The sequence below is a fragment of the Aminobacter sp. P4_D5 genome (assembly GCF_056401815.1).
Genome location: NZ_JBFUIP010000027.1, coordinates 20,752 through 44,914, shown reverse-complemented (window position 1 = coordinate 44,914; position 24,163 = coordinate 20,752). Strand labels below are relative to the sequence as shown.

At 61.9% G+C, this 24,163-nt stretch carries 22 protein-coding genes; 15 read left to right on the top strand and 7 right to left on the bottom strand.

Annotated features, from left to right (window positions below):
• Positions 1–203: 203 nt before the first annotated feature.
• From AC1DWF_RS08805 to AC1DWF_RS08755, 11 genes are all read left to right on the top strand, one after another.
• The gene (locus AC1DWF_RS08805; protein ID WP_476786157.1) at positions 204–1,778 is read left to right on the top strand and encodes a trimethylamine methyltransferase family protein; all 1,575 of its coding nucleotides are present in this window, start codon (positions 204–206) and stop codon (positions 1,776–1,778) included.
• 242 nt (positions 1,779–2,020) lie between these two features.
• Positions 2,021–2,713, top strand: a complete 693-nt coding sequence (locus AC1DWF_RS08800; RefSeq protein ID WP_476785603.1) for a hypothetical protein — start codon at positions 2,021–2,023, stop codon at positions 2,711–2,713.
• Between the two features lie 131 nt (positions 2,714–2,844).
• Complete coding sequence (locus tag AC1DWF_RS08795) at positions 2,845–3,522, top strand: FadR/GntR family transcriptional regulator (protein WP_476785602.1); 678 nt, start codon at positions 2,845–2,847, stop codon at positions 3,520–3,522.
• A complete protein-coding gene (locus AC1DWF_RS08790) occupies positions 3,519–4,808 on the top strand; it encodes a CynX/NimT family MFS transporter (RefSeq protein ID WP_476841607.1) in 1,290 nt (429 codons plus the stop codon). The genes AC1DWF_RS08795 and AC1DWF_RS08790 overlap by 4 nt, the downstream gene beginning before the upstream one ends.
• A 69-nt stretch (positions 4,809–4,877) precedes the next feature.
• The gene (locus AC1DWF_RS08785; RefSeq protein WP_476788298.1) at positions 4,878–5,618 is read left to right on the top strand and encodes a dienelactone hydrolase family protein; all 741 of its coding nucleotides are present in this window, start codon (positions 4,878–4,880) and stop codon (positions 5,616–5,618) included.
• A 115-nt stretch (positions 5,619–5,733) separates the two neighbouring features.
• Entirely contained in the window at positions 5,734–6,912 is a 1,179-nt protein-coding gene (locus AC1DWF_RS08780) for a BaiN/RdsA family NAD(P)/FAD-dependent oxidoreductase (protein ID WP_476785599.1), read from the top strand.
• A 57-nt stretch (positions 6,913–6,969) separates the two neighbouring features.
• Entirely contained in the window at positions 6,970–7,530 is a 561-nt protein-coding gene (locus AC1DWF_RS08775) for an RNA polymerase sigma factor (RefSeq protein WP_476788297.1), read from the top strand.
• Between the two features lie 2 nt (positions 7,531–7,532).
• Positions 7,533–9,563 (top strand): vWA domain-containing protein, encoded by a 2,031-nt coding sequence (locus AC1DWF_RS08770; protein ID WP_476788296.1) that lies wholly within the window; start codon positions 7,533–7,535, stop codon positions 9,561–9,563.
• 135 nt (positions 9,564–9,698) lie between these two features.
• Positions 9,699–10,169 (top strand): hypothetical protein, encoded by a 471-nt coding sequence (locus AC1DWF_RS08765; protein WP_476783909.1) that lies wholly within the window; start codon positions 9,699–9,701, stop codon positions 10,167–10,169.
• A gap of 212 nt (positions 10,170–10,381) precedes the next feature.
• On the top strand, positions 10,382–10,801 hold the full coding sequence (locus tag AC1DWF_RS08760; RefSeq protein WP_476783910.1) for a hypothetical protein: 420 nt from the start codon (positions 10,382–10,384) through the stop codon (positions 10,799–10,801).
• 189 nt (positions 10,802–10,990) lie between these two features.
• A complete protein-coding gene (locus tag AC1DWF_RS08755; RefSeq protein ID WP_476783911.1) occupies positions 10,991–11,581 on the top strand; it encodes a PadR family transcriptional regulator in 591 nt (196 codons plus the stop codon).
• A gap of 96 nt (positions 11,582–11,677) precedes the next feature.
• Here AC1DWF_RS08755 and bmt read toward each other — a convergent pair whose 3' ends face one another.
• The 3 genes from bmt to AC1DWF_RS08740 form a co-directional block, all read right to left on the bottom strand.
• Positions 11,678–12,697 (bottom strand): betaine--homocysteine S-methyltransferase, encoded by a 1,020-nt coding sequence (gene bmt, locus AC1DWF_RS08750; RefSeq protein ID WP_476783912.1) that lies wholly within the window; start codon positions 12,695–12,697, stop codon positions 11,678–11,680.
• A gap of 204 nt (positions 12,698–12,901) precedes the next feature.
• Positions 12,902–13,378, bottom strand: coding sequence for a DUF1989 domain-containing protein (locus AC1DWF_RS08745; RefSeq protein WP_476783913.1), 477 nt, complete (start codon positions 13,376–13,378; stop codon positions 12,902–12,904).
• Between the two features lie 64 nt (positions 13,379–13,442).
• On the bottom strand, positions 13,443–14,300 hold the full coding sequence (locus AC1DWF_RS08740) for a helix-turn-helix domain-containing protein (protein ID WP_476783914.1): 858 nt from the start codon (positions 14,298–14,300) through the stop codon (positions 13,443–13,445).
• A 209-nt stretch (positions 14,301–14,509) separates the two neighbouring features.
• On the opposite strand from AC1DWF_RS08740, the gene AC1DWF_RS08735 reads away from it, so the two are divergent.
• The 3 genes from AC1DWF_RS08735 to AC1DWF_RS08725 all read left to right on the top strand — a co-directional run bounded on the left by AC1DWF_RS08735 (position 14,510) and on the right by AC1DWF_RS08725 (position 17,505).
• Complete coding sequence (locus AC1DWF_RS08735; protein ID WP_476783915.1) at positions 14,510–15,520, top strand: fatty acid desaturase; 1,011 nt, start codon at positions 14,510–14,512, stop codon at positions 15,518–15,520.
• A 47-nt stretch (positions 15,521–15,567) separates the two neighbouring features.
• Complete coding sequence (locus AC1DWF_RS08730) at positions 15,568–16,350, top strand: phosphate/phosphite/phosphonate ABC transporter substrate-binding protein (RefSeq protein ID WP_476783917.1); 783 nt, start codon at positions 15,568–15,570, stop codon at positions 16,348–16,350.
• Positions 16,351–16,542: 192 nt separating this feature from the next.
• Positions 16,543–17,505 (top strand): bile acid:sodium symporter family protein, encoded by a 963-nt coding sequence (locus tag AC1DWF_RS08725; protein WP_476841606.1) that lies wholly within the window; start codon positions 16,543–16,545, stop codon positions 17,503–17,505.
• 78 nt (positions 17,506–17,583) lie between these two features.
• On the opposite strand, the gene AC1DWF_RS08720 is transcribed toward AC1DWF_RS08725, so the two are convergent.
• The 3 genes from AC1DWF_RS08720 to AC1DWF_RS08710 are packed head-to-tail and all read right to left on the bottom strand — an operon-like array spanning position 17,584 to position 22,182.
• Positions 17,584–20,157 carry a GcvT family protein gene (locus AC1DWF_RS08720; protein ID WP_476788295.1) on the bottom strand — a complete coding sequence of 858 codons (2,574 nt, stop codon included), beginning with the start codon at positions 20,155–20,157 and terminating at the stop codon, positions 17,584–17,586.
• A 52-nt stretch (positions 20,158–20,209) separates the two neighbouring features.
• Positions 20,210–20,593, bottom strand: a complete 384-nt coding sequence (locus AC1DWF_RS08715) for a RidA family protein (protein ID WP_476788294.1) — start codon at positions 20,591–20,593, stop codon at positions 20,210–20,212.
• 11 nt (positions 20,594–20,604) lie between these two features.
• Positions 20,605–22,182, bottom strand: coding sequence for a trimethylamine methyltransferase family protein (locus AC1DWF_RS08710; protein WP_476785318.1), 1,578 nt, complete (start codon positions 22,180–22,182; stop codon positions 20,605–20,607).
• A gap of 200 nt (positions 22,183–22,382) precedes the next feature.
• Between AC1DWF_RS08710 and AC1DWF_RS08705 the strand changes: the two genes are divergently transcribed.
• Complete coding sequence (locus AC1DWF_RS08705; RefSeq protein ID WP_476785317.1) at positions 22,383–23,555, top strand: MFS transporter; 1,173 nt, start codon at positions 22,383–22,385, stop codon at positions 23,553–23,555.
• Positions 23,556–23,642: 87 nt separating this feature from the next.
• Here AC1DWF_RS08705 and AC1DWF_RS08700 read toward each other — a convergent pair whose 3' ends face one another.
• Positions 23,643–24,020 carry a COG4315 family predicted lipoprotein gene (locus AC1DWF_RS08700; protein ID WP_476785316.1) on the bottom strand — a complete coding sequence of 126 codons (378 nt, stop codon included), beginning with the start codon at positions 24,018–24,020 and terminating at the stop codon, positions 23,643–23,645.
• Positions 24,021–24,163 lie beyond the last annotated feature (143 nt).

The window sequence follows — 24,163 nt, the reverse complement described above, 5'->3', positions numbered from 1 at the left end:
GCGCTATACCTAGCTTGCAAGTGCTACAAATCCATAGCTGATTTGCGACCTCCTGCAAAACGAAAGCGACTGATAACTTGCCGACCTGCTTGTCGATTTTGCGACAGGCGTTGGCGCTGGCAAGCCGTTTCGCCTAGGGTGCATGACTACGATCCGACGAGGTGCTGCGACAGGCGGCCAAACGTGTTTCAGGGATGACGGCGATGACAGAAAACCTCGTGACCGATCAGGAAGCGTCGAACGCGCGGCGCGGGCGTGGTGCAAGCGGCGGAGCCGCGGCGCGGCGCGCGGCGCGTTCGGGCAGTGGGCCCGGCACCCAGCTCACCTACATCAAGCGCCAGATCAACGTTTATGAGGTCCTCAACGAGGAGGGGCTGGCGATCATCGAGCAAAACGCCGACACCGTGCTCGAGGAGATCGGCATCGAATTTCGCGACGACGCCGAAGCGCTGCAGCTCTGGAGAGATGCCGGTTGCGACGTCAAGGGCGAGCGCGTGCACTTTCCCAAGGGCCTGTGCCGCTCGCTGCTGAAGACGGCACCGTCCACCTACACGCAGCACGCCCGCAATTCAGAGCGTTCGGTTCAGATCGGCGGCAACGCCACTGTGTTCGCCCCGGTCTATGGCCCGCCCTTCGTGCGTGACCTGGACGGTAACCGCCGTTATGCGACGATCGAGGATTTCCGCAATTTCGTGAAGCTCGCCTATATGGCGCCGTCGATCCACCATTCTGGCGGCACGGTGTGCGAGCCTGTCGACGTGCCGGTCAACAAGCGCCACCTCGACATGATCTATTCCCACATCAAATATTCCGACAAGCCGTTCATGGGCTCGGTGACCGCGCCCGAACGCGCGGAAGACACGATCGCCATGGCCAAGATCGTCTTCGGCGACGATTTCGTCGAAAACAACACGGTGCTGACCAGCCTGATCAATGCCAACTCGCCGATGGTCTTCGACGAGACCATGCTGGGCGCGCTCAAGGTCTATGCCCGCCACAACCAGGCCTGCATCGTCACCCCGTTCATCCTTGCCGGTGCGATGAGCCCGGTGACGGTTGCCGGCACGCTGACCCAGGTTCTGGCCGAGGTTCTGGCCGGCGCTTCCTTCACCCAGCTGATCCGCCCGGGCGCGCCGGTGCTGTTTGGCACCTTCGCCTCGTCGATCTCCATGCAGTCAGGCGCACCGACTTTCGGCACGCCGGAGCCATCGCTGGTTTCTTATGGTGCGGCACAACTTGCCCGCCGCCTTGGCCTGCCGTTCCGCACCGGCGGCTCGCTCTGCGCCTCCAAGGTTCCGGACGCCCAGGCGGCCTATGAAAGCGCCAACACGCTCAACTCGACCATTCTCGCCGGCACCAATTTTGTGCTGCATTCGGCCGGCTGGCTCGAAGGCGGTCTCGCCTCCTGCTACGAAAAATTCATGATGGACATCGACCAGCTCGGCATGACGCAGCGGTTTTCCGAGGGCGTCGACCTGTCGGAAAACGGCCAGGCGATGGATGCCATCCGTCAGGTCGGGCCCGGCAGCCACTATCTCGGCTGCGACCACACCCAGGCGAACTTCCAGACGGCGTTCTACCGCTCCAGCATTGCCGACAACAATTCCTACGAGCAGTGGCTGGCCGAGGGCCAAAAGACAGCACCTCAGCGCGCCAACGAACTCGCCCGCCGCTGGCTCGAAAGCTACGAAGCGCCGTATCTCGACCCGGGCATCGACGACGGGCTCAAGGACTTCATTGCCGCGAAGAAGGCGTCGATGCCCGACGCATTCACGTGAAAGGAGCCCGATTCAGGCGGGGCTAAAGTCGCCAACATCATTCACAAGGAAGTCTGGCGGAGCGCGTTCTCCGATCCGGGCAAGAGGTGATGTATTTGTTTTTACGCGCAGTGCCGCCCCTCATCCCCCTGCCGGGACCTTCTCCCCGTGAACGGGGAGAAGGGGGGTGGCCGCGACGCCTGCGCTCCTCCTTCTCCCCGTCACTGTACGGGGAGAAGGTCCCGGCAGGGGGATGAGGGGCGGTGCATGCCTCTCAACAAGATATTGATGAAATCGCGGCCGCCCTGGCCACCCATGGCCTTATCCTGCGCGGCGGCTTCAATTTCGACGCCTTAGAACCAGCCCCGTTTGGTCTCTCAGGTTTCCCCGCCAAGTCAGTCCTGTTGGTGGGCCAGGCAGGGCCTGCACCTTGGTTGCATTTCTTGCGCTGGCGGCAGAGCCAGTCGGAAGGCTTGAAAAACCCACTCGATACCTGGTCGCAAGAGGTCATCGGCAAGGTGGCAGCCGCGTTCGGGGCGCGGGCGGTTTCCCCTTCGGACAGGCCTTATCTGCCGTTTCAGCAATGGGCCATGCGTGCCGAGGGATTGAGCCCGTCGCCGCTCGGTATCCTCATGCATCCGGAATATGGGTTGTGGCATGCCTATCGCGGGGCACTGCTGTTCGATGTCGAGATCTCGATTCAAGTGCCTGAGAAATCGATTCACCTTTGTGATGCATGTGTCGGAAAACCTTGTATGAAAGCGTGTCCGGTCAACGCATATTCCTCCGCCGGTTTCGCCTATCAGGAATGCCTCGGCCATGTGCGTGGGGCAAATGGCGCGCCATGCCGAACCGGCGGCTGCCTGGACCGCAACGCCTGTCCATTCGGCATGGCCTACCGCTACCCGGCAGAGGTGCAGGCCTTTCACATGGCTAGTTTTGCCGGGCTCGGCTGATCGCACCGAACCGGGCACCCACCGCGCGACTGGTACCGTACACGCCGTTTCTCTGTCCTAATTCGATCCATTGACGGCAGACGGTCACGGGCTTATTGCCAAAGTCATCTGATGACTTGATGAATTGGCCAATGCAACCCGCCATCCGAACCAATCTTGCCGATAGTGCCGCCGACAGCCTGCGTGCCGAAATCGTGAGCGGCCGCTGGGCTGTGGCCGAGCGCATTCCCAACGAAGCGTCACTCAGCGACCTGTTGTCGGTGAGCCGTGGCACTGTGCGCGAAGCGGTAAGGATGCTTGTCTCGCAGGGCCTGCTGGACACACGGCAGGGCTCGGGCACCTATGTGCGCTCCGCCGTCGACCCTTCCGCAGCCCTCGACCGGGTCAAGCGAGCCGGCCTGCGCGACCAGTGGGAAGCACGCGCCGCACTCGACGTCGAAGCGGCTCGGCTTGCCGCCCTGCGACGCACGCCCGCCGATCTCGCACACATGGGTGAACTGCTCGCTGCGCGTGGCACGGTCGCGGATGGCGGCAGCGAGGCTTTCATCCGCCGCGACATCGCTTTCCACAAATCGATCGTCGCAGCGTCCGGCAACCGGGCGATGATGGAGATCTACGACTTCTTCACTGCTGCCATCACTGAGACCATCCACGCCACCCTTGGTGGCGATCTTCCCGAACCGTCCCATCAGGCCCATGCGGCCATCGTCGACGCCATCGCCGCCAGCGATCCCGACGGTGCCGTCTCCGCCGTGCGCGCTTTCATGGCGCCGGTGCTTTTCGAACTCGAACGACTGCTTGCTCAATGAACCAGACTTTTCGCCAGCCAGAGGCACTAACCGGTCTTGATGACCAACTCATCGATGCCGAGGCAGATAGCCTGCCCAAGCCCCAGCCACCGGTGCTGCGCAGCCGTGCTGCCCAGATCGTGCTCGGCGCGAGCCTCGTACTTATCGCCTTCAACCTCAGGCCACTGTTTTCCAGCCTGTCGGTGCTGTTGCCCGAGGTGATGCAGCAAACTGGACTTTCAACGATAGGCGCGAGCCTGCTGACGACGCTGCCCGTCTTGTGCCTGGGGCTGTTTGCGCCTTTCGCTCCGAAGCTCGCGCAGCGCTACGGAGCCGAACGCACGCTGCTTGGCGCGCTCGCATTGCTCGCGCTGGGAACAGGCTTGCGCTGGTTCGGCTCGGTTCCGCTGCTTTTCCTCGCAACCTTCCTTGCCGGAGCCGCCATTGCCATCGGCAATGTGCTGCTGCCGGGACTGGTGAAACGCGATTTCGCCGACAAGGCGGCGATGATGACCGGGCTATACACCATGGCCTTGTGCGCTGGCTCGGCAGCGGCCGCTGGTTTCAYGCTGCCGATTGAGCACCTTCTCACCGGCTCGTGGTCGGGCGCGCTTGCTGCCTGGGCGGTGCCCGCGCTGATCGTGCTGATGATCTGGACGCCGCAGGCGCTCGGTAGTCGGCGGCAGGCAAGCCACAGTGGCTTTCGCGTAGTCGGCCTGTGGCGGGATCGGTTGGCCTGGCAGGTGACGTTGTTCATGGGGCTGCAGTCGGCGCTTGCCTATTGCGTCTTCGGCTGGCTGGCTCCGATCCTGCGGGAGCGCGGGTTCGATGCCGCCACCGCAGGCGCTATCGTTTCGGTGTCGGTCATGGCGCAGGTGGTCACCTGCCTTGCTGTGCCGTCCTTTGCCGTGCGACGCAAGGACCAGCGCGGCGTCAATGTAACGCTCGCTGCGGCGGCGGTGATTGCGTTGCTCGGTATTCTGTTTGCACCGACGTCGACTGTGCTGTTCTGGGCGATCCTGCAAGGCATCGGGCAGGGCGGTTTGATCGCAGCTGCAATGACCTTGATCGTGCTGCGGTCGCCAGACTCGCATGTCGCGGCGCATCTGTCGGGCATGGCGCAAGGCGTCGGCTATGTGCTGGCGGCAACCGGGCCCCTTATGGTGGGCCTGATCCGCAGCTGGACCGGCAGCTTTTCGGCCTCCGCCTTCCTGTTCGTGGCGCTCGGCATTGGCGTGGCCGTCATGGGCATGGGCGCGGGACGCGCGCTGCAGGTGGGCGCCAGGACGGTTAGGGTTCAGGACTGATCTCGCAAGGTGAAGTTGCGAGAGCCGGCAAAGCCACTATGTTCTCCGCAACTGCAACGGAGACAGTTCATGACCACTGCAACCAAGCGCGACATCACCATCACGACTGCTGACGGCTTTGCCAAGGCCGGGCTGTTCCGATCCTCCGACAAGGCGCGTTCGGGCGTCATCCTCTACATGGATGCGTTCGGGCCGCGTGCAGCGCTTGATCGGATGGCCGAGCGGCTTGCGAGTGAGGGTTATGCCGTTCTGGTGCCTGATCTGTTCTACCGCAGCGGCGCTTACAGACCATTCGACGCCAAGACCGCTTTCGTCGTGGAAAAGACCCGCGCGGAACTGCGCGCGCTGATTGGCGCAACGACGCAAGAAATGACCATGCGTGACACCGGTGCTTTCCTCGACGCGCTTAAGGTCGAGGGCGTAACCGGCCCCGTCGGCACCGTCGGTTACTGCATGGGCGGCGGCCGTGCGCTCAATGCGGCGGCGGCCCATCCCGGCCGCATCGTTGCGGCGGCAAGCTTTCATGGCGGCAATCTGGCGAGCGACGCGGCCGACAGCCCGCACCGCCAGGCAGCGAAGCTCAAGGCTCGGGTCTATGTCGGTACGGCAGGTGTCGACGGCAGCTTTCCGCCCGAACAGTCGGCACTTCTGGCCGAAAGTCTACGCGCAGCCGGTGTCGACCACATCCTCGAAAACTATGTCGGTATGGGCCATGGCTGGTGCGTTTCCGATCATAGCGTCTACGACGCGGCAGGCGCCGAACGCCACTGGAAGCGGCTGACGACGTTTTTTGCTGAAACGCTGGCGTAACTTCCAACTTTGCCATCCCAACAGGTTCGGTTATCAGGCACGGGAACAGCCTTGACCGACCAACAGGGGGGCGCGCGCCGACAAGGCGCTGGCGATCCAGCGGGAATTATCTGAAATGCAGTCCTTTGATGTCGTGGTGATCGGCGCCGGTGCCGCTGGCATGATGTGCGCGGTCGAAGCCGGAAAACGTGGCCGCTCGGTGCTAATCATCGATCACGCTGCAGCACCTGGCGAAAAGATCCGCATCTCTGGTGGTGGCCGCTGCAACTTCACCAACATCCATGCCAGCCCGAAGAATTTTCTGTCGCAGAACCCGCATTTCTGCATTTCGGCGCTGAGCCGCTATACCCAGCGCAATTTCATAGCGCTCGTCGAGCGTTACGGCATCGCCTACCATGAGAAGACGCTGGGCCAGCTGTTCTGCGATGGTTCGGCGCGCCAGATCATCGACATGATGGTCGAGGAAATGCAGGCTAACGGTGTCGAACTGAGCCTGTCGACCACTGTCGATGACGTCATCAAGACCGCAGATGGGTTTGAGCTGTTTCTCTCCGGTAGCCGGGTTGCGTGCAAGTCGCTGGTGGTGGCGTGCGGCGGCAAGTCGATCCCCAAGATGGGCGCAACCGGCTTCGGCTATGAGCTAGCAACCCAATTCGGTCTGCCGGTGGTCGAGACCCGCCCGGCACTTGTGCCGCTGAGTTTCGACGCCAATACCTTGCAGAAGCTGGCGCCGCTTTCCGGTATCGCGGTCGATGCGGACGTCGCTTGCGGTAAGACCAAATTCTCCGAGGCCTTGCTTTTCACCCACCGTGGCATCAGCGGCCCGTCGATCCTGCAGATTTCGTCCTATTGGCGAGAGGGCGACGAGATCGCGATCTCGATGCTGCCGGGGACCGACGTGGCAGGTCTTTTGCGCGAAGCCAAGCGTGCCAATGGACGGCAGGCAGTGCAAACGGCACTTGCCGCGCATCTGCCGAAGAAACTGGCGCAGGCGATCGCCGAACGCACCGGATTTGACGGCAATCTCGCCGATATGTCCGATGCGCAGCTCAAGACGGTCGACGCGGCGGTCAATGCCTGGCGCATCAAGCCGGCTGGTTCGGAAGGTTATCGCACGGCTGAAGTGACGCTTGGCGGCGTCGATACCAAGGCGCTCGACCAGAAGTCGATGCAGGTGAAATCGGTGCCCGGGCTGTTCTTCATCGGCGAGGTCGTCGACGTCACCGGCTGGCTTGGCGGCTACAATTTCCAGTGGGCCTGGTCGTCGGGTTGGGTTGCCGGGCAGGCCGTCTAGAAAAAACGTCGCACGACCCCAAGGATTGCCAAAAAGCTTTCGTCCAACGGACAAATGATGGCGATGATGCTGGACGAAAGCGAAGCCTCCGATAGCGAATTGATCGGAAAAGCACGCGACGGCGACAGGACAGCTTTCGGCGAACTCGTCGAAAGGCATTATGGATTCGTCCATCGCGTTGCCTGGCGCTGGTGCGGCAACAAGGTGGACGCCGAAGACATCGCGCAAGAAGTTTGCGCACGGCTCGGCCGCGCCATCCGCGACTACCGTGGCGGATCTGCCTTCACGACCTGGCTCTATGCAATGACGCTGAACGCCGCCCGGGATATGCAGCGCAAATCGGCGCGGGAGACGGCAAAGACTGCCGCTTATGGCGTTCATGCACTGGTTTCGAGCGATGGACCGTTGCTGCCAGAAGACCCAGCCGAACGGCTATGGGCTGCCGTGCGTCAATTGACTGACAAGCAGCGTGACGCTGTCCTGCTCATATACGGCGAGGGGCTGAGCCACGCGGCGGCGGCCGATGCGATGGCCATCGCCGAGGCCACAGTGTCCTGGCACATCCATGAAGCGAAGAAACGGCTGAAGCAGCTCATGCGCTCGGCCGGGGAAGAGTGACCATGGTCGACGACAACGAACTCGACATGCTCCGGAACATGCAGGCGCCCGCGCCGAGCACCGACGCCAAGGCCCGCGCCCTGGCTGCGGCGATGGCTGCCTACGATCTCGAAATAAATCCGGCCGCCACCCAAGGATCGGCGAAAGGCCAACGTCTCACAGGGCGAGCACAAAAGCTCTGGAGAGATATCATGCAAAAGAAGCTGATTGCAGCGCCCGCCCTTGCCGGACTCGTTGCCTTGCCGATTGCCGGCTACGCCACATTTTATCTGATGGAGGGGTCGCCGTTCAATTTTGGTGCCGATCAGGAAATCGCGCAGGCGCCTGCTATGCGCTCGAAGCAAGCGCCGGCCACCGCGCTGAAAAAGACCGATGCGGAAATTGCGCCGGCCAAACCATTGGCTGCTATCTCCCAAGCGGCCAAGGCCGAGTCAAAAGTGGCTGCCGAAGAAGCAGTTGTCATGAACGAGGCAGCGTCCGCGATGCCTGCACCGGCGCCGCTGGCGGATGCGGCATCGCAAATGAGCCGCATGGCTGCGCCAACGCTCACGACCCAGCTGCAGGGCGAGTTCGCGCCATCTGATATGCCTGCGCCGCAGGCTGAAAACCGCGACCGCGTCGAGGATTTCAAAACCAATCCGGTGCGTTCGGCACTTGAAGACCCGGTCTCGACCTTCTCGATCGATGTCGACACGGCGTCTTATTCCTTCGTTCGCCGTTCCCTGAAGGAGGGGGGCCTGCCGCAGGCCGACACGGTGCGGGTCGAGGAGATGGTCAACTACTTCCCCTACGACTGGAAGGGGCCTGAAACTGCCGCGACGCCGTTCAACACCACCGTCAGCGTTATGCCGACACCGTGGAACGAACACACCAAGCTGATGCACGTCGCCATCAAGGGTTACGACGTCAAACCGGCGGAGCAGCCAAAGGCCAATCTTGTCTTCCTGATCGACGTGTCGGGCTCGATGGACGAGCCGGACAAGTTGCCGCTGCTGCGCTCTGCATTCCGGCTGCTGGTCAACAAACTGAGCCCCGATGATACCGTGTCCATCGTCACTTATGCTGGCGATGCCGGCACCGTGCTCGAGCCGACGAAGGCGTCTGATCGCGCCAAGATACTGCAGGCGATCGACACGCTGACGCCGGGGGGGTCGACGGCGGGCGAGGCGGGTATCCGCGAGGCCTATCGCCTGGCACAAAAATCCTTCGTCAAGGACGGCGTCAACCGGGTGATGCTGGCGACCGATGGGGATTTCAATATCGGCCAGACCGATGACGACGACCTCAAGCGGCTGATCGAAGACAAGCGCAAATCGGGCGTATTCCTGTCGGTGTTCGGCTTCGGTCGCGGCAACCTCAACGACCAGATGATGCAGACCATCGCCCAGAACGGCAACGGCACGGCCGCCTATATCGACACGCTGGCCGAGGCCGAGAAGGTGCTGGTCGAAGACGCCTCCTCGACGCTGTTCACCATCGCCAAGGATGTGAAGATCCAGGTCGAATTCAATCCGCAAACGGTCTCGGAGTATCGTCTGATCGGCTATGAGACGCGTGCGCTCAACCGCGAGGACTTCAACAACGACCGGGTCGACGCCGGCGAGATCGGCTCGGGGCATTCGGTGACGGCGATCTACGAGATCACGCCCAAGGGCGCACCCCAGCAGATCGACAAGCTGCGCTACGGCGAGGCAACTGCCGGCAATGGCGGAGTGGCGAATGCCGACGAATATGCCTTCGTGAAGATCCGCTACAAGGCGCCCGACGGCGACACGAGCAAGCTGATCACCACGCCTGTGACCAAGGCCAAYGAGGTCGCGAGCTTCGATGTGGCCAGCACTGACCAGCGCTTTTCGGTTGCGGTCGCGGCATTCGGCCAGAAGCTGCGCGGCGAGGACGCGACGGCGAAATTCGGCTTCGACAAGATCAGCGAGATCGCAACTGCTGCACGAGGCAGCGATCCGTTCGGATACCGGGCCGAGTTCCTGTCGCTGGTGCGGCTGGCATCAGCGCTGCAAGGCAGCAAGCAGTAGAAGCAGGAACTCCGTCCTGCTTGCCAGGCAAGGGCCGCGTGGCCGGTCGGCGGAAAGAGGGCTTTCCGCCGACCGTTCTTCTGTGATCTCTAGGCGTCCACCTGAAGTCGCGAGAGAGGGCATCGGAGAAAAGATATGGCCGACGGACAGCTTGACGAATGGGATATCGCGCATGGCGGGCTTCGCTCGCTGTCATCGCGCGAGATCAAGGCGTTCTGGGACGGCTATCTCAACCGCCGCAACGACCCGCGCATCCGTCATGGCAGTCTCTACTCGCGCTGGCGGCACGTCACTGAGGATCTGGTCATTTCGTTGTACCTGACAAACCGCAGCGTCGGGCTGTTTGTCAGGGGACAGCGCGGCGARGGTCACGCCACCACAGCGAACAAGCTTTCAGCTTGGGAACCCGGACTGGGGCTCGCGCTCGGCGCCAGTCTGAACGGCGAATACCACCTCTGTTACCTGACCCGAAATCCGATTGGCATGATCGATCCGGCCAATTGGCCGGAAGCTCGGGAATGGCTTGAGCGCCAGGAAGAGCTCTACAGCCGCGTGCTCGGTGAAATTGGGTCGACGCCAGCGAGATCGGCTCAGGTCACTCGTTGACGGCGATCGGCAAGGCCGAATCGGCGGCACGCCAGGGCTTCAGGTTTGCGAGATGACAGGTAAATGCGCTCGCCATCTGCCTTCGAACCCAAAAACATAATCTTTTGAATGCATTATCGGGTGTTTCGATCAAATGCCGTCTTTGAGGGGAAGAGGTTGGCAACGCTTCGGAGCTAAGGCTGAGACCGGGTGAAATGCGCGAGGGGAAGTGAATGTTGATTGGCAGTCTGGGCGGGGGCCATAGTCAGGTTGTTCGCCTGAATGACAGGCTTGTACCGTCTGCGGAAGGCGGAGTTCAACCGAAGCCGCAACAGACATCTGTCGCCGCTGCTACCCAGCAGGAACCGATCACGCGCAGCAGCTATGTCCATGTGCAGACGAAGCCGTCGCAGTTCTTTGCSATCTCCAGCGTATCGGACGCCGAGGCCAGTGGAGCGCGCAAGGTCGACAAGGATGTCGAAAATGCCCACCGGACTGCCTTGTCGGCGTTCAACAACGAACGGTTTAGCCATGCGCTCGAACTGCTTTCGGACGTTGGTGCGTCGGACGCGGTGATGATGTTGCAGCGGGCGGAAGGTTCGGGCATGGACTTCAGGTCGGCCCGCGCGATCTACGCGGAAAACAGCGAATAAACGGGGATTTGGGCGGCGAGGCCGCCTCAATCAATCACCATCGACATAAGGCCGGCGAGGGAAACCTCGCCGGCCTTTTCGTATACCCGCAGGAGGCCTGATCGAAAATTTCTTACGTTGTATCTTGCAAAAGATATATCTTTGAATAGATATGGCTGCATGAAGCAACAATCCTGGAGAGGTACTCACATGTTCACCCCTCATTTCAACAATCGCTGCGGTGGTGGCTGGGCCATGTCGGGTCAGTCCGACGACAGCAGCAGAGCAGGCGGTCATCATGGCCGGGGCGGACCGTTCGGGCGGCATCGCGGCGGGCCATTCGGCGGGCGTGGGCCGCGCATGTTCGATCCCGGCGCGCTGCGCCTGGTCGTGCTTGGCCTGATCGCCGAGGAACCGCGCCATGGCTACGACATCATCAAGGCGCTGGAAGCCAAATTCCAGGGCGCCTACAGCCCAAGCCCAGGTGCTATCTATCCGATGCTGCAGATGCTGGAAGAAGCCGATCTCGTCGCCTCGGTCGCCAATGGCAACAAGCGTCTCTACTCGATCACCGAGCAGGGCCAGGCCTATCTGGCCGAGCACGCGGAAGAGCTCGAAAAGATCAACGCGCAGATCGACGAGGCTTCGGCGCAAGTTGGCGGCGCGGCCCTCGGCGAAGAGTTCAGGGCCTTGAAGCTCGCTCTGTTTACCCGCTTGCGTGGCGGGTCGCTGAGTGCGGCACAGGCCGAAAAGGCACGCGAAATCCTCAAGAAGGCGCGCCGAGACCTCGAAGACCTGTAATTCCGGCTGATAATGCCTGAAACAAAAAAAGCTCCCACTGGCTCAGCGGGRGCTTTTTTCGTTGGGTTGCCGCGCGAGATGCGCAAAGCCCGTCTATCAGACCCGGCTGCGGCGGCGTTCGCGACGGCCTTCGCTGGTTTCAGCAGTGTTCGGTGCGGCAAGCTTGTTGCGCATCGGGCCGATGCGTTCGACGATCGCCTCGACGGTCGGGCGAGCGTCCTTCTTGTGAGCGTCGAGCGCCTTGCGCATCGCGGCCAGGTGCTCGAACGAGGTGCCGCAGCACCCGCCGATGATCTTTGCACCGCCGTCGACAGCCAGGCGGACATAGTCGGACATCAGTTCAGGCGTGCCGGAATAATGGATCTCGGTGCCACGGAATTCGGGGATGCCGCAATTGCCTTTGATGATGATGGTCGCCTCAGGCTTTGCCTCGCTCATGTCGAGCAGCGAGGCAAGGATATCAGATGCGCCGACGCCGCAATTGGCGCCAACACCCAGCGGCGTCTCAGCAAGGCCGTCGACGACACCGTGGATGTCCTTGGGCAGCAGGCCCATCATGGTACGGCCGGCCGTGTCGAACGAGCCGGTGTAGGTGTAGGGAAGGCCAACGCGGATGGCGGCCTCTGCCGCGGCACGGATCTCGTCTGGCGCGGACATCGTTTCGATCCAGGCGACTTCGGCACCGCCGGCCTTGAGACCTTCGATCTGTTCGGCGAAGGCATCGACCGCCTCGTTATAGGTCATGGCGCCGAGCGGCACCAGAAGCTCGCCGGTCGGGCCGACGGAGCCGGCGACGATGACGCGGCGGCCGGCCTTGTCGGCGACGGCGCGCGCGATCTCGGCGGCGCGCTTGTTGAGTTCGTGCACGCGGTCCTGGGCGTGGTGCAGCTTGAGCCGGTGACGCGTGCCGCCGAACGAGTTGGTGAGAATGATGTCGGCGCCTGCCTCGACGAAATTCTGGTGCAGCGCCGTGATCTTTTCGGGCGCGCTTTCGTTCCACAACTCAGGCGCTTCGCCGGCCTCGAGGCCCATGGCGAACAGATTGGTGCCGGTTGCGCCATCGGCAAGCAGCACACCCTTTTCGGCCAGCAGGGCATCGATCGGATTGGTCGTCATCACAGCGACTTTCATATCTGGAGAATGGATAACGATATAAAGAAGTCTTTATATCCAGTCAATGATTGCGTTCGAGAAACGGCGCTACCGCGCGGTTGTGACCTCGACCTCGATCTCGGTGCAGACGCCGCCATTAGTGGGGTAGTGGTCGACCGAACATGCGGTGACGACAATCAGCAGGTCGCGCTCGGCGCGCAAGGTGACTTAGCCGCCAGGCGGATTGATCGAGGCAAACACGTCGATGCGGCCGTCCGGCTGCGGCAGCGAATTCTGAAACAGGTCGACCGGATCAGGCGTGAAGGGCAAGGTGATGCCTTCGGCGGCCAGCGCCGCATGCAGATTGTCCTGGCAATTGGGATGATCCTGAAACCCTGCGCGCACATAAAGCGCATGGTTGCAGGCTGGGTAGAGCATGTCGTGCGGGCCTGGCGAGGCATCCTCGACCAGCGTCAGCAACGGCTCTCCTGATGTTCCGTAGAAATGTTCGCCGACCGCCGGGAACAGGCGCTCGCCGATATCGCGGGTATTCGACGTGCTCAGCCAGTCCAGCATGTCGGTCGTGAACGCCCAGAGGTCGGCGACTTGCTGACCCTTGGGATCGATAATGCGAACAAGGTCGCCTGGCGAAACGCGGACGGAACGGCCCGACTGGGCAGGCACCACGATATTCTGGTTCTGCATGGTTTTCCTCGGAATGCGGCCGCAAGCTGCCGCATGGACGGACGAAATTCAACCTGGGCGGCGATCAGGCCCAGCCTGCCGGAAACGAAGCGACCGCCAGCCGTCTCGCGAACGCCGCCGTTTCATGAGCGTTGATGTCGGCGGCACGGATCAGATTGTCGAAATGGCGGGTCAGCGTGCGGATCGGCTCGGTGGCGTAGAGAACGAGATACATGTCGCCGACATAGATCGCGGCGCGGGAATGGCCGAAGATCGTGTAGGGCACGGAGTAGCGCATGCGCCCGTCATAGAGAAACAGGCGGAAGGTCGGGTAGAGGTCGTCGAGCAGGTCGGCCATGTGGCGCAGCTGCTGTTTGCGATCTGTGTCAGGGAAACCCGACCATACACCGAGCCCGCGCGCGAAAATTTCCAGCGTGTGGCGCGGCATGCAGACCTCCATGTCGGTCTCGGGCCTGCGGTTGTAGTCGATGCGGTATTGCGTTTCGCCAGCCTGAACCTCGCGGCTTTTGTTGGAAATGTCAGCCTCGTAGTCGATCAACGCCTCGGTACGTAGAAGGTCCGGGATGCCGGCGGGCACGTAGCGAATCTTGGTACCAGCAGCTTCGGCGTGCCATTTGGCGATCAGCGTGCGTTCGAAACCGCCAGAGGCCTCCTCGATCTCGAGGCTTTCGCGGATCTCGCCGGTCACACCTTCGTCCTGGCTGAGGCCGAGCAGCCAATCGAGCGAAACCTTGTGCGCGGTGGCGATCGTCAGCAGCGTTTCGGCGCGCGGCAGTCGGATCGTGGCACCCGACAGCAATTGCGACAGCGCCGAACGGTCGATGCCGACCGATGCGGCAAAGGCCGACTGGTTGAGGCCGGAGCGTGCCACCAGCGCCTTGAGCCGTTCCCTGAAGACATCAGACAGATCGCGCTTGTCCATGGTTGCTCAACGGTTTTGCGAACATCTGGTTCGCGACCCATCCAAACTAAGTTTGTCTTCCCATTTGTTCACTAAACATAACATCTGCAGCTTGAGTAGCGCAATGTAAACAATCTGTGCGCATTGTCTCGTTGTAGAAACGCAAAGCTACTGACAGCATTATGTCAGGAATCATTGAGTTCCAGGCATCAAAGGACAGCAGGCAGAGCATGGCAAAGAGGGGAAACAAACGCGGCACGACCACGGCGGTCGAATGGCCGACGGTGTTTCTCATTTTGGCCTGCTACGGCACCTGGCTCGTCGCCGGCCTACTGGTCTGGCCGGCCTATCCGGTGGTCGCCCTGGCCGCAATGGCGTTGATGGTGGCACTGCAGTCGTCGCTGGTGCATGAGGTGTTGCACGGTCATCCGACCCGCGACGCTCGCATCAACGAGGCGCTGGTGTCGCTGCCGATTGGTCTCGTCTGGCCGTATCGACGGTTCAAGACCATTCATCTGCGCCACCACGCCGACGAGCGCCTGACCGATCCGTTCGACGATCCCGAAAGCTACTATCGCGCGCTTTGGCAGCACAACGACCTGCCGGAAGCGATGAAGCTGTTGCTTCGGATCAACAACACCATGGCAGGTCGCTTCGTGCTGGGGCCGCTGCTTGCTTGCATCGGCTTCTTTATCGACGACGCCAAGGCTGTTATCGGGGGCGACAAGGCGATCCGCAAGGCGTGGCTGCTCCATGGCGCCGGCCTTTTGGTCATCGTGCCGATTGTCCAGTTGGGCTTCGGTATTCCGCTCTGGCTCTACATTCTGGTTCCGGTGTGGCTCGGCCAGTCGCTGATTTCGATCCGAACCTTTGCCGAGCATCAGTGGTCCGAGCACCCTGAAGGGCGCACGGTGATCGTCGAACGCTCGCCTTTGTCCCTGCTGTTCCTCAACAACAATCTGCACTTTGTGCATCACAAGAGCCCGACGGTTGCCTGGTACAAGCTGCCGGCGCTGTTTCGCGCCCGCCGCGAGGAATGGCTCAGGATGAACAAGGGCTATGCCTATCCGAACTATTTTGCGCTGATCAAGGCCTATGCCTTCCGCGCCAAGGAGCCGGTGTGCCATCCCGCCCTGCGCCGCGCGCCGGATGCGGGCAGGGCGTTCGTGCCGCGAGTCAGGGCGCGCAATGTCAACGGGCTTGGCACAGCACCCGTGCCGGCGGAGCCGCCGAAAGAATAGTTCTCCCTCCGCTTGCCAGTTCCCGCATTCAAGCCTGAAATGACATGATGACCGACTTCGTTGCAGCATTGCCGATGTATGACTGGCCAGAAATGCGCGGCGAGGTCGATGCGCAATGGGCCAAGCTGCGAACAGCGATCCGAAAATCGGGCATTGATGCGCCTGAAACCCTGGCTCGACGCAACGACGATTTGCCGCCGGTTCCTGGAGGTGTTCGCGACGCATCAGGCATGGTCATCGCACCCGATCCAGCGACTCTGCCACCTGACGAGTTCGATCTGCCGACGTTGTGGCGACACCCCAAGCTGTTGTTCGGCCAGACCTGCTGGGGCCCGATGGAAACAACTGGCCTTGCTACTCATGTCAGGGTGATCGGCCAACCAAACTATGACGGCATCGAAGGTGGGCGAGGCGAGTTCTATTCAAGCGCCATTGTCATCCGGCGCGGCGCCGTCACCGCGGACCACGCGCACTCGCCTGATGGCGATGCGCCACTCATCCCCCTCGATCTGATCCGCGACAAGCGCTTTGCCTTCAATAGTCACGATTCGATGTCGGGGTTTTTGGGGATTTCGCGCGATCTTGCGGCTCTGAGCGAGGGATTGCGGCTCTTTTCCGAACGAATCGAAAGCGGCGGCCACCGCGCGTCGATTATCGCAATCGCGGAAGGCCGTGCAGATGTCGCGGCCATCGATTGTCACAGCTGGGCTTTGGCGCGGCGCTTCGAGCCGGCGGCAAAAGATGTCGTGGTGGTCGGCTGGACGGGCAAGCGCAAGGGATTGCCCTATGTCACGGCACTTTCCTCGCCGCTGACGGGCATGCTCGAATAGGCCTGCGACGCCGCCGACTGGGCTTTGCATCGCCGTACAAATCATTGATTTCATGACGTTGCGTCATCGCAAAAAGGTCGAAACGGGCGGTTTTGGGTTGCCAATTCGCTCATTTGGCGGGACAAGCGCGCAACTTTCTGTCGCGCTGCCGACGAGAGTCCTCCCCAGTAAGAATCCTCCCAAGGACCTGTCGTGAAAACCATTGCTGCATTCTCCAATTTCATCGGCCGCAGTTTCGCCATCTGGGTGATCGTGTTTGCCATTCTCGGTTTCGTGCTGCCGTCGACCTTCAGCATCTTCGCACCTTGGATCGTCGTCCTGCTCGGCATCATCATGTTCGGCATGGGCCTGACGATATCGGCCAAGGACTTWGCCGAAGTCGCCCGCCGTCCGTTCGACGTCGCCATTGGCGTGCTCGGCCAGTTCCTGATCATGCCGCTGCTAGCCGTGCTGCTGACGACGATCATCCCGATGCCGCCTGAAGTCGCCGCTGGCGTGATCCTCGTCGGCTGCTGCCCGGGGGGTACCGCCAGCAACGTCATGACCTATCTCGGCAAGGGTGATGTGGCGCTCAGTGTCGCTTGCACCAGCGTGACCACGCTGCTCGCGCCCATCGTCACGCCGTTCCTGGTGTGGATGTTCGCCAGCCAGTACCTGCCGGTCGACGCCATGAGCATGTTCCTGTCGATCGTGAAGGTCATCCTGGTGCCGCTGGCGCTGGGCTTTGTCCTGCAGAAGGTTGCACCCGCGCTGGTGAAGTCGGCCGAGCCGATGCTGCCGCTGGTCAGCGTCGCCGGCATCGTGCTGATCGTGTCGGCGGTGGTCGCCGTCAACAAGGCCAACATCGCCCAGTCGGGACTGATGATCTTCGCAGTCGTCGTGCTGCATAACGGCTTTGGCCTGCTGCTTGGCTACTTCGCCGCGCGTGCTGCCGGCCTGTCACTAGCCAAGCGCAAAGCCATCGCCATCGAAGTCGGCATGCAAAACAGCGGCCTCGGCGCGGCACTTGCCAACGCGCATTTCTCACCTCTGGCGGCTGTGCCGAGTGCGGTGTTCAGCGTCTGGCACAACATCTCTGGTGCGCTTGTGGCCAATTATTTCTCGCGGATGGAAGATCCTGAGCTGAAGGCCAAAACCGTCACGCAGAAGGCGTAAGCCAACTCCAACAAGAAAACGCCGGGTTCGCCCCGGCGTTCTCCTTGAAAGCTGGTTTCGGTTTCGCTTGCTCCAAGGCTACCCCCGCATCTTCTCGCCTGAGGGATCGAATGGCGGTTCGACATTGATGCGGGCAGGGAGCCGGCGGCCAAGAATTTCGATCTCGAACAGGCCTTCCGTCTCGTTCTCGGCGAGTGCCGCCGGCACATAACCCTGGGCCATCGATTTCTCGACATAGTGGGCGTAGCCGCCGGACGTTACCCAACCAACGACGCGCCATTCGCCATCGACGATGCCGCGCACCGCCGATGCGCCATCGGCAGCTGTCGAGCCGCGAACCTCCTTGCCTGTCCCGTCAAAACGCGGTGCGCCATAACCATGCGGCTTTTCGATCGTGCCGAAATCCTCGGCGCCGACTTTTGCCCAGATTGGCTCGTCGCCCATCACGTCGGCATCGTGTGCATCGACATAGAAGGAGACACGGCGCAGTTTTGGCCCTTCCGCATGTTCCTTGGCGGCAGCCTCGCGGCCGATGAAATCGTTCTTCTCGAGCTTGATGAAGCGGTCCATCGCCCCTTCGAACGGGCCATAGATCGGCCGCAACTCGCGGAACCAAGTCGGGAAGTTCTTCTCCAGGCGCATGGAAAGCAGCGCGCGCATACCGAAATCGACGATGCCGAACTCTTCGCCGGCTTCCTTGATCGCCTTGTAGACGAGGCGCTGATAGGCCGGTGCCATCCAGATCTCGTAGCCGAGATCGCCGGTATAGGTGATGCGGTCGACCATGCAGGGCGCGCCGCCGACAGCCATCTCGCGGAAATCCATGAAGCGGAAGGCCTTGCTCGACACGTCTTCGTCGACAAGCTTGGCCAGCAGCGCCTGGGACTTCGGACCAGCTATCGACAGGCCGACGAGCGTCTGGTCGAAGCGGTGGATGCGAACCGACCCATCCCCGGGCAGGTGCTTTTCGAACCAGCGCATGTGGTACTTCTGTGCCGCCGACGAGCCCCAGATCATGAACTTGTCGTCGCCGGTCTTGGCAATGGTGAAGTCGCCGATCAGGCGGCCGAACTCATTGAGCATCGGGGTCAGCACGATGCGGCCCTTCTTCGGCATGCGATTGGTCATCAGCCGGTTGAGGAAATCCTCTGCCGCCGGTCCTGAAACCTCATATTTGGCGAAGTTGGCGATTTCGGTGACGCCGACGCGCTCGCGGGTGGCGCGGACCTCGTTGCCGATATGCTCGAAATCGTTGGAGCGGTGGAACGAGACGATGTCCTTGGGGTCGGTACCTTTTGGCGCGAACCATAGCGGTGTCTCCAGGCCCCAGCTGTCGCCCATGACGGCGTTGTTGGCCACCATCGTGTCATAAAGCGGCGTGGTCTGCGCCGGGCGCGCTGCCGGTAGCTCCTCATTGGGGAAGCGGATCGAGAAGCGGCGCGAATAGTTCTCGCGCACCTTGGCATTGGTGTAGCGCAGGCTCGCCCATTCGCCCCAGCGCGCGACATCCATGCCCCAGACGTCGAAGCCAGGGTCGCCATGGACCATCCAGTTGGAGAGCGCGAGCCCGACGCCGCCGCCCTGGCTGAAGCCGGCCATGACAGCGCAAGCGCACCAGAAATTGGTCAGGCCCTGGACCGGGCCGACCAGAGGGTTGCCGTCGGGCGCGAAGGTGAAGGGGCCATTGATCACCTGCTTGATGCCGGCGTTGGCAATGCCGGGGAAATGCTGGAAGCCAACCTCAAGCGAGGGTGCGATGCGGTCGAGGTCTGGCGCGAGCAGCTCATGACCGAAATCCCACGGCGTGTTGACCGGGGACCACGGCTTGCAGGCCTTCTCATAGGTGCCGAGCAGGATGCCGTTGCGCTCCTGGCGCGTGTAGATCTCGCCCTTGAAGTCGAGCACGCCGATCATCTCGCGGCCCGTTTCCTTGTTGAAGGCCTCGACCTCGGGCATCGGCTCGGTCAGCAGGTACATGTGTTCCATGGCGAGCACCGGCAACTCGACGCCGACCATTCGGCCGATCTCGCGCGCCCACAGGCCGCCGCAATTGACGACGTGCTCGGCTCTGACCGTTCCCTGCTCAGTGACGACGTTCCAGGTGCCGTCGGGGTCCTGCGTCAATTCCTTGACCGGATTGCGCAGCACGATCTCAGCACCCAGCTTCTTCGCCGCCTTGGCGTAGGCGTGCGTGGTGCCGGAAGGATCGAGATGGCCTTCGACCGGGTCCCACATGGCGCCGACGAAGTGCTTTTCGTCCATCAGCGGGAACATCTTCTTGGCCTCGGACGGTGTGATCAGCTCGGTGTCCATGCCGAGATAGCGGCCCTTGGCGTGCGCCAGGCGCAAGAAATCCATGCGCTCCGGGCTATCGGCGAGCATCACTCCGCCGGTCAGGTGCAGCGAGCAGGATTGGCCCGAAATCTCTTCGATCTCCTTGTAGAGCTGCACCGTGTAGGCCTGCAGCTTGGCAACATTGGGGTCGCCGTTCAGCGTGTGGAAACCGCCGGCGGCATGCCAGGACGAGCCGGAAGTGAGTTCCGAGCGCTCGATCAACATGACGTCGGTCCAGCCGGCGCGGGCGAGGTGGAACAACACCGAGCAGCCAACCACGCCGCCGCCGATAACAACCGCTTTCACATGGGATTTCATGGAGTTATGTCCAGTTGCGCGTAAAATGACTCAAGTGAGGTGATTTGGCGGATCAGGCGCTTGCCACGCCTTCGATTTCCAGAAGCCAAGCCTCGTCGAAGATGCCAGCGATGATCACCGACATCGCAATCTTGCGGTCGCCGAGCACTTCGGCGCGGATGCGGCGATTGTCGAGCGCGTAAGCGCGGCTGGAAAGGAAGATCGTCACCTTAGCCAGATTGTCGAGGTTCATGCCGGCTGCGTGCAGCTGCGCTTCGACATTGCGCCATGCGAGCCAGCACTGGCTGTCGAAATCGTCAGGAACCGAGCCGTCTTTGGCGACCGGAATCTGGCCGCTGATGTAAAGCGTGCGCGAATTGTTGGTGACCTCGATCGCCTGGGCGTAGCCACCGGCGGGCATGGGGGCATCTGGCGAGTTGATCTCTCGTTTGTGCATGGAAATCCTCCTCAAAAATCGGTTGGGGCGCCGCCTTCGGCCTTGCGCTTGTCGACAAAGGCGATGAGCTCCTCGCGAATGGCCGGATCCATCCATGGTTCCTCATAGGAGGCGAGGCGCTCTTTCCAGACACGGTTTGCTTTTTCCACCGCAGTTGGACTGCCCGCCTCGGCCCAGGTCTCGAAATTACGCCAGTCTGAGATAACAGGTGCATAAAACGCGTTTTTGTAGCGGTCCTGCGTGTGCTGGGTGCCGAAGAAGTGCCCGCCAGGTCCGACATCGCGGATGGCGTCGATGGCGAGCGCCTCTTCCGACATGTCGAGCGGCGTCAGGAATTCGGCCACCATCTGCAGCAGGTCGATGTCGAGGATCATCTTCTCGTATGAGCAGCGCAGGCCGCCTTCGAGCCAGCCGGCACCGTGGAGAATGAAATTGGCGCCACCCTGGATTGCGCCCCACAGCGAAAACACACTTTCGTAAGCCGCCTGCGCGTCGACCGCGTTGGCGGCGCAGACGTTCGAGGTGCGGTAGGGGATGTTGTAGCGCCGGGCGAGTTGGCCGCCGATCAGCTGGGCCTTCATGTATTCAGGGGTGCCGAAGGCCGGCGCGCCCGACTTCATGTCGACATTGGAGGTGAAGCCGCCATAACCGACAGGCGCACCCTTGCGCACCATCTGGGTGAAGGCGAGGCCTGACAGTGCCTCGGCGTTCTGCTGAACCAGCGCGCCGGCAATGGTAACCGGGGCCATCGCACCCGACAGCGTGAACGGCGTGACGATCACCACCTGGCCCATCGACGACATCTGGATGATGCCCTCCATCATCGGCACGTCGAGCTTGAGCGGCGAGTTGGTGTTGATGATGGTGTAGACCGACGGCTGCTCCAGCATCTGCTCACGCGAGATACCGCGGGCGATGCGGGCGATCTCGATGCCATCGACGTTGCGCTCCTTGCCCAGCGAATAGATGTGGAACACCTTGTCGGTAAGGGTGGCGAGGTCGCGGATGCATTCGAGATGGCGCACCGAAGGGTGGATGTCGACGGGCTCGACCGGATAGCCACCAGTCGTTTGCAGGATGTTGTGCATCTGGGCGAGCTTGAGGAAATTGCGGTAGTCGGCCTGGTTGCCCGGACGCCGGCCACGGTCAAGGTCGGAGCAATTGGGCGCCGACGCCATCTGCGAAATGACCAGATTGTTGCCGCCGAAACGCACATTGTGCGCAGGGTTGCGGGCATGCAGGGTAAATTCCGCCGGCGCATGCGAGATCAACTCGAGGATCATGTCGGCATCGAAGCGCACGCGTTCCGAGCCCTCGCGCACGTCGGCACCGTGCGCCTTCATGATACGCCGCGCCTCGTCGTGCAGCACGTCGACGCCGATTTCCTTCAGCACGCGAAGCGACGCCATGTGAATGGACTCGAGCTGGTCGTCGGAGATCAGCTTGGTTGGCGCAAACGGTATCTTGAGCTGGCGGAATGGCGGCTGCTCGAAGGCCGAGGAAGTGCCGGCGCGCTTGCCGGCACGGCCCCCGCGGCGGGCGCGGTCGGCGGCGGGAGCCGGTTCGGCAGAGGGCAGGGCCACGGTCATGGGAATCCTCACGGCAAGGCGAATGTCGTGGGCATAATGGACCGGGCGAAAAGCCCTCATTGCGGAGGCGGCGACCAATAGCGCGAGGGAAGCGACATAAGGCGATGGGCCTGGACTGATGCTCTCAGGCGTGGTGAGGCATCCCGAGCGTAGTGGTCCGGCGATAGGATTGCTTCGACAGATTCGTTTTGGTGGCTGCGATGACATCTGCAATCTCGACCGCTGAGCCACCATTGAGATGGGCAGCACTTGGTGGCGTGACCGCTGCGCTGGCGATGTTCGGCGCAGCGCAAGGGCTGAGCTACCCGCTGTTTTCGCTGCTAATGCAGAAGCAGGGCATGTCTCCGGCGATGATCGGACTGTCGGCTGCGATGATGCCGTTGGGCCTTATCGTTTCAGCGCCCTTCGTGCCCTATGCCGTGAGACTGGTAGGTGCCCGTCCCCTGGCGGTCGGCTGTTCGCTCGCTGGCGCGCTCTGTTTTTTTGCCATCGGCTATCTGCAGGACTGGGTGGCCTGGTTCTTGATCCGCTTCCTCGTGGGCGTGGTCATCAACCCGCTCTATATTCTCGGCGAGGTGTGGGCGCTGTCGCTTGCGACGCCGTCGCGGCGCGGGCGGGTTATGGGCGTGTTCAACACGCTTATGGGCGTGGGATACGCTTCAGGGCCACTGGTGCTCACCATTGTCGGCACATCGGGCTGGACGCCGTTTGTGGTGGCAATCGCCGGTTTCGTTGCGTGTGCTGTGATGCTGCGCTTGTTGTCGGCCGGTCTCGCCGGGTTCGAGGACGACGGCCAGTCGGTCGGTGGGGTCGTCGGTTTCGCCGCACTTGCGCCGGCGTTATTGTTCGCTGTTCTCGTCTCTGCCGCCAACCAGCAAAGCACCTATTCGCTGCTGCCGGTCTTTGGCGCCGGATACGGCCTGCCGGAAGCGGTCTTGGCGGCAATGCTTACGGCACTTTCCCTAGGGAATATCCTGTTGCAGATACCGCTGGGCCTTTTGGCGGAGCGCTTCGGCGGCCGGGCCATGATCGTGTTCTGCGCGGCCACTACCGCGGTGTGCGCCCTGTTGCTGCCAATGCTGGTCGCAACCCCATTGATTTGGCCTGTGTTGGTCGTGCTTGGGGCTGTGGGCTACGGCGTCTACACCATGGCGCTCGTCGAACTGGGAAACCGCTTTGGCGGCAGCGCACTTGTGGCCGGAAATGCCGCCTTTGCGCTGATGTGGGGCGTCGGCGGTATCGTCGGGCCACCGAGTTCCGGTGTGGCAATGCAGATGTTGGGAACGCAGGGCCTGCCCACTGTCATGGTCAGCCTCAACGTGATGCTGGTCGCCTTCGCGCTTTACCGCGCGGCCAGGCGCAGTTTTTCGTGAGCACAGGACGTTATTGCAAGCTGTGGGTGCCCCACAGCTTGCGGGGATGTACGGCGGCCAATCACGGCCGTTGAGCGAGATCGGTCGTCACATCGCCTTGGCGGCGTGCCACATGCCGCCTTTGCCATCGCCAGTCATGTCGCCAGCCTTCTTGTCGCCGGCATATGTATAGAGCGGCTTGCCTTCATAAGCCCACATATGCGAGCCGTCAGCGCTCTTGACGAGGGTCCATTCCCCTTCGGCCTTGGCGCTGGCAGCGGCCTTGAAGGGCGGCCAGTTTTTCATGCAGGCCGCGTCGCAATTGGATTTGTCCTTGGCATCCTTGTCAAAGGTGTAGAGCGTCATGCCCTTGGCATCGGTGTAGATCTTGCCACCCGCGCCTTCCCCGATCTTGGCGGGTTCGGCGGCATAGGAGGCCACTGTGCTCACAAGCAGGACGGCAAGTGCTGAGAATATCGTTTTCATGATGATCGCTCCCTGGGCTTGGCCGTAAAAAACGCCGGCCACACACGCAATCAACGCTTCAAAGCGTCGCTTTATTCCAAGGCGGCGCGCGAGGTGCAATTTTTCCGACGCTTGTGGATTCGTAAAACGCCGGGTTAGAGTGT

What these genes read in the sequence shown, in the direction of transcription:
- AC1DWF_RS08730 (WP_476783917.1), top strand. Translation starts at nt 15,568, where the DNA reads ATGACCGACTTCGTTGCAGCATTGCCGATGTATGACTGGCCAGAAATG.
- AC1DWF_RS08700 (WP_476785316.1), bottom strand. Translation starts at nt 24,020, where the DNA reads ATGAAAACGATATTCTCAGCACTTGCCGTCCTGCTTGTGAGCACAGTG.
- AC1DWF_RS08775 (WP_476788297.1), top strand. Translation starts at nt 6,970, where the DNA reads ATGGCGATGATGCTGGACGAAAGCGAAGCCTCCGATAGCGAATTGATC.
- AC1DWF_RS08780 (WP_476785599.1), top strand. Translation starts at nt 5,734, where the DNA reads ATGCAGTCCTTTGATGTCGTGGTGATCGGCGCCGGTGCCGCTGGCATG.
- AC1DWF_RS08785 (WP_476788298.1), top strand. Translation starts at nt 4,878, where the DNA reads ATGACCACTGCAACCAAGCGCGACATCACCATCACGACTGCTGACGGC.
- AC1DWF_RS08715 (WP_476788294.1), bottom strand. Translation starts at nt 20,593, where the DNA reads ATGCACAAACGAGAGATCAACTCGCCAGATGCCCCCATGCCCGCCGGT.
- AC1DWF_RS08795 (WP_476785602.1), top strand. Translation starts at nt 2,845, where the DNA reads ATGCAACCCGCCATCCGAACCAATCTTGCCGATAGTGCCGCCGACAGC.
- bmt (WP_476783912.1), bottom strand. Translation starts at nt 12,697, where the DNA reads ATGACGACCAATCCGATCGATGCCCTGCTGGCCGAAAAGGGTGTGCTG.
- AC1DWF_RS08735 (WP_476783915.1), top strand. Translation starts at nt 14,510, where the DNA reads ATGGCAAAGAGGGGAAACAAACGCGGCACGACCACGGCGGTCGAATGG.
- AC1DWF_RS08740 (WP_476783914.1), bottom strand. Translation starts at nt 14,300, where the DNA reads ATGGACAAGCGCGATCTGTCTGATGTCTTCAGGGAACGGCTCAAGGCG.
- AC1DWF_RS08755 (WP_476783911.1), top strand. Translation starts at nt 10,991, where the DNA reads ATGTTCACCCCTCATTTCAACAATCGCTGCGGTGGTGGCTGGGCCATG.
- AC1DWF_RS08705 (WP_476785317.1), top strand. Translation starts at nt 22,383, where the DNA reads ATGACATCTGCAATCTCGACCGCTGAGCCACCATTGAGATGGGCAGCA.
- AC1DWF_RS08745 (WP_476783913.1), bottom strand. Translation starts at nt 13,378, where the DNA reads ATGCAGAACCAGAATATCGTGGTGCCTGCCCAGTCGGGCCGTTCCGTC.
- AC1DWF_RS08710 (WP_476785318.1), bottom strand. Translation starts at nt 22,182, where the DNA reads ATGACCGTGGCCCTGCCCTCTGCCGAACCGGCTCCCGCCGCCGACCGC.
- AC1DWF_RS08805 (WP_476786157.1), top strand. Translation starts at nt 204, where the DNA reads ATGACAGAAAACCTCGTGACCGATCAGGAAGCGTCGAACGCGCGGCGC.
- AC1DWF_RS08720 (WP_476788295.1), bottom strand. Translation starts at nt 20,157, where the DNA reads ATGAAATCCCATGTGAAAGCGGTTGTTATCGGCGGCGGCGTGGTTGGC.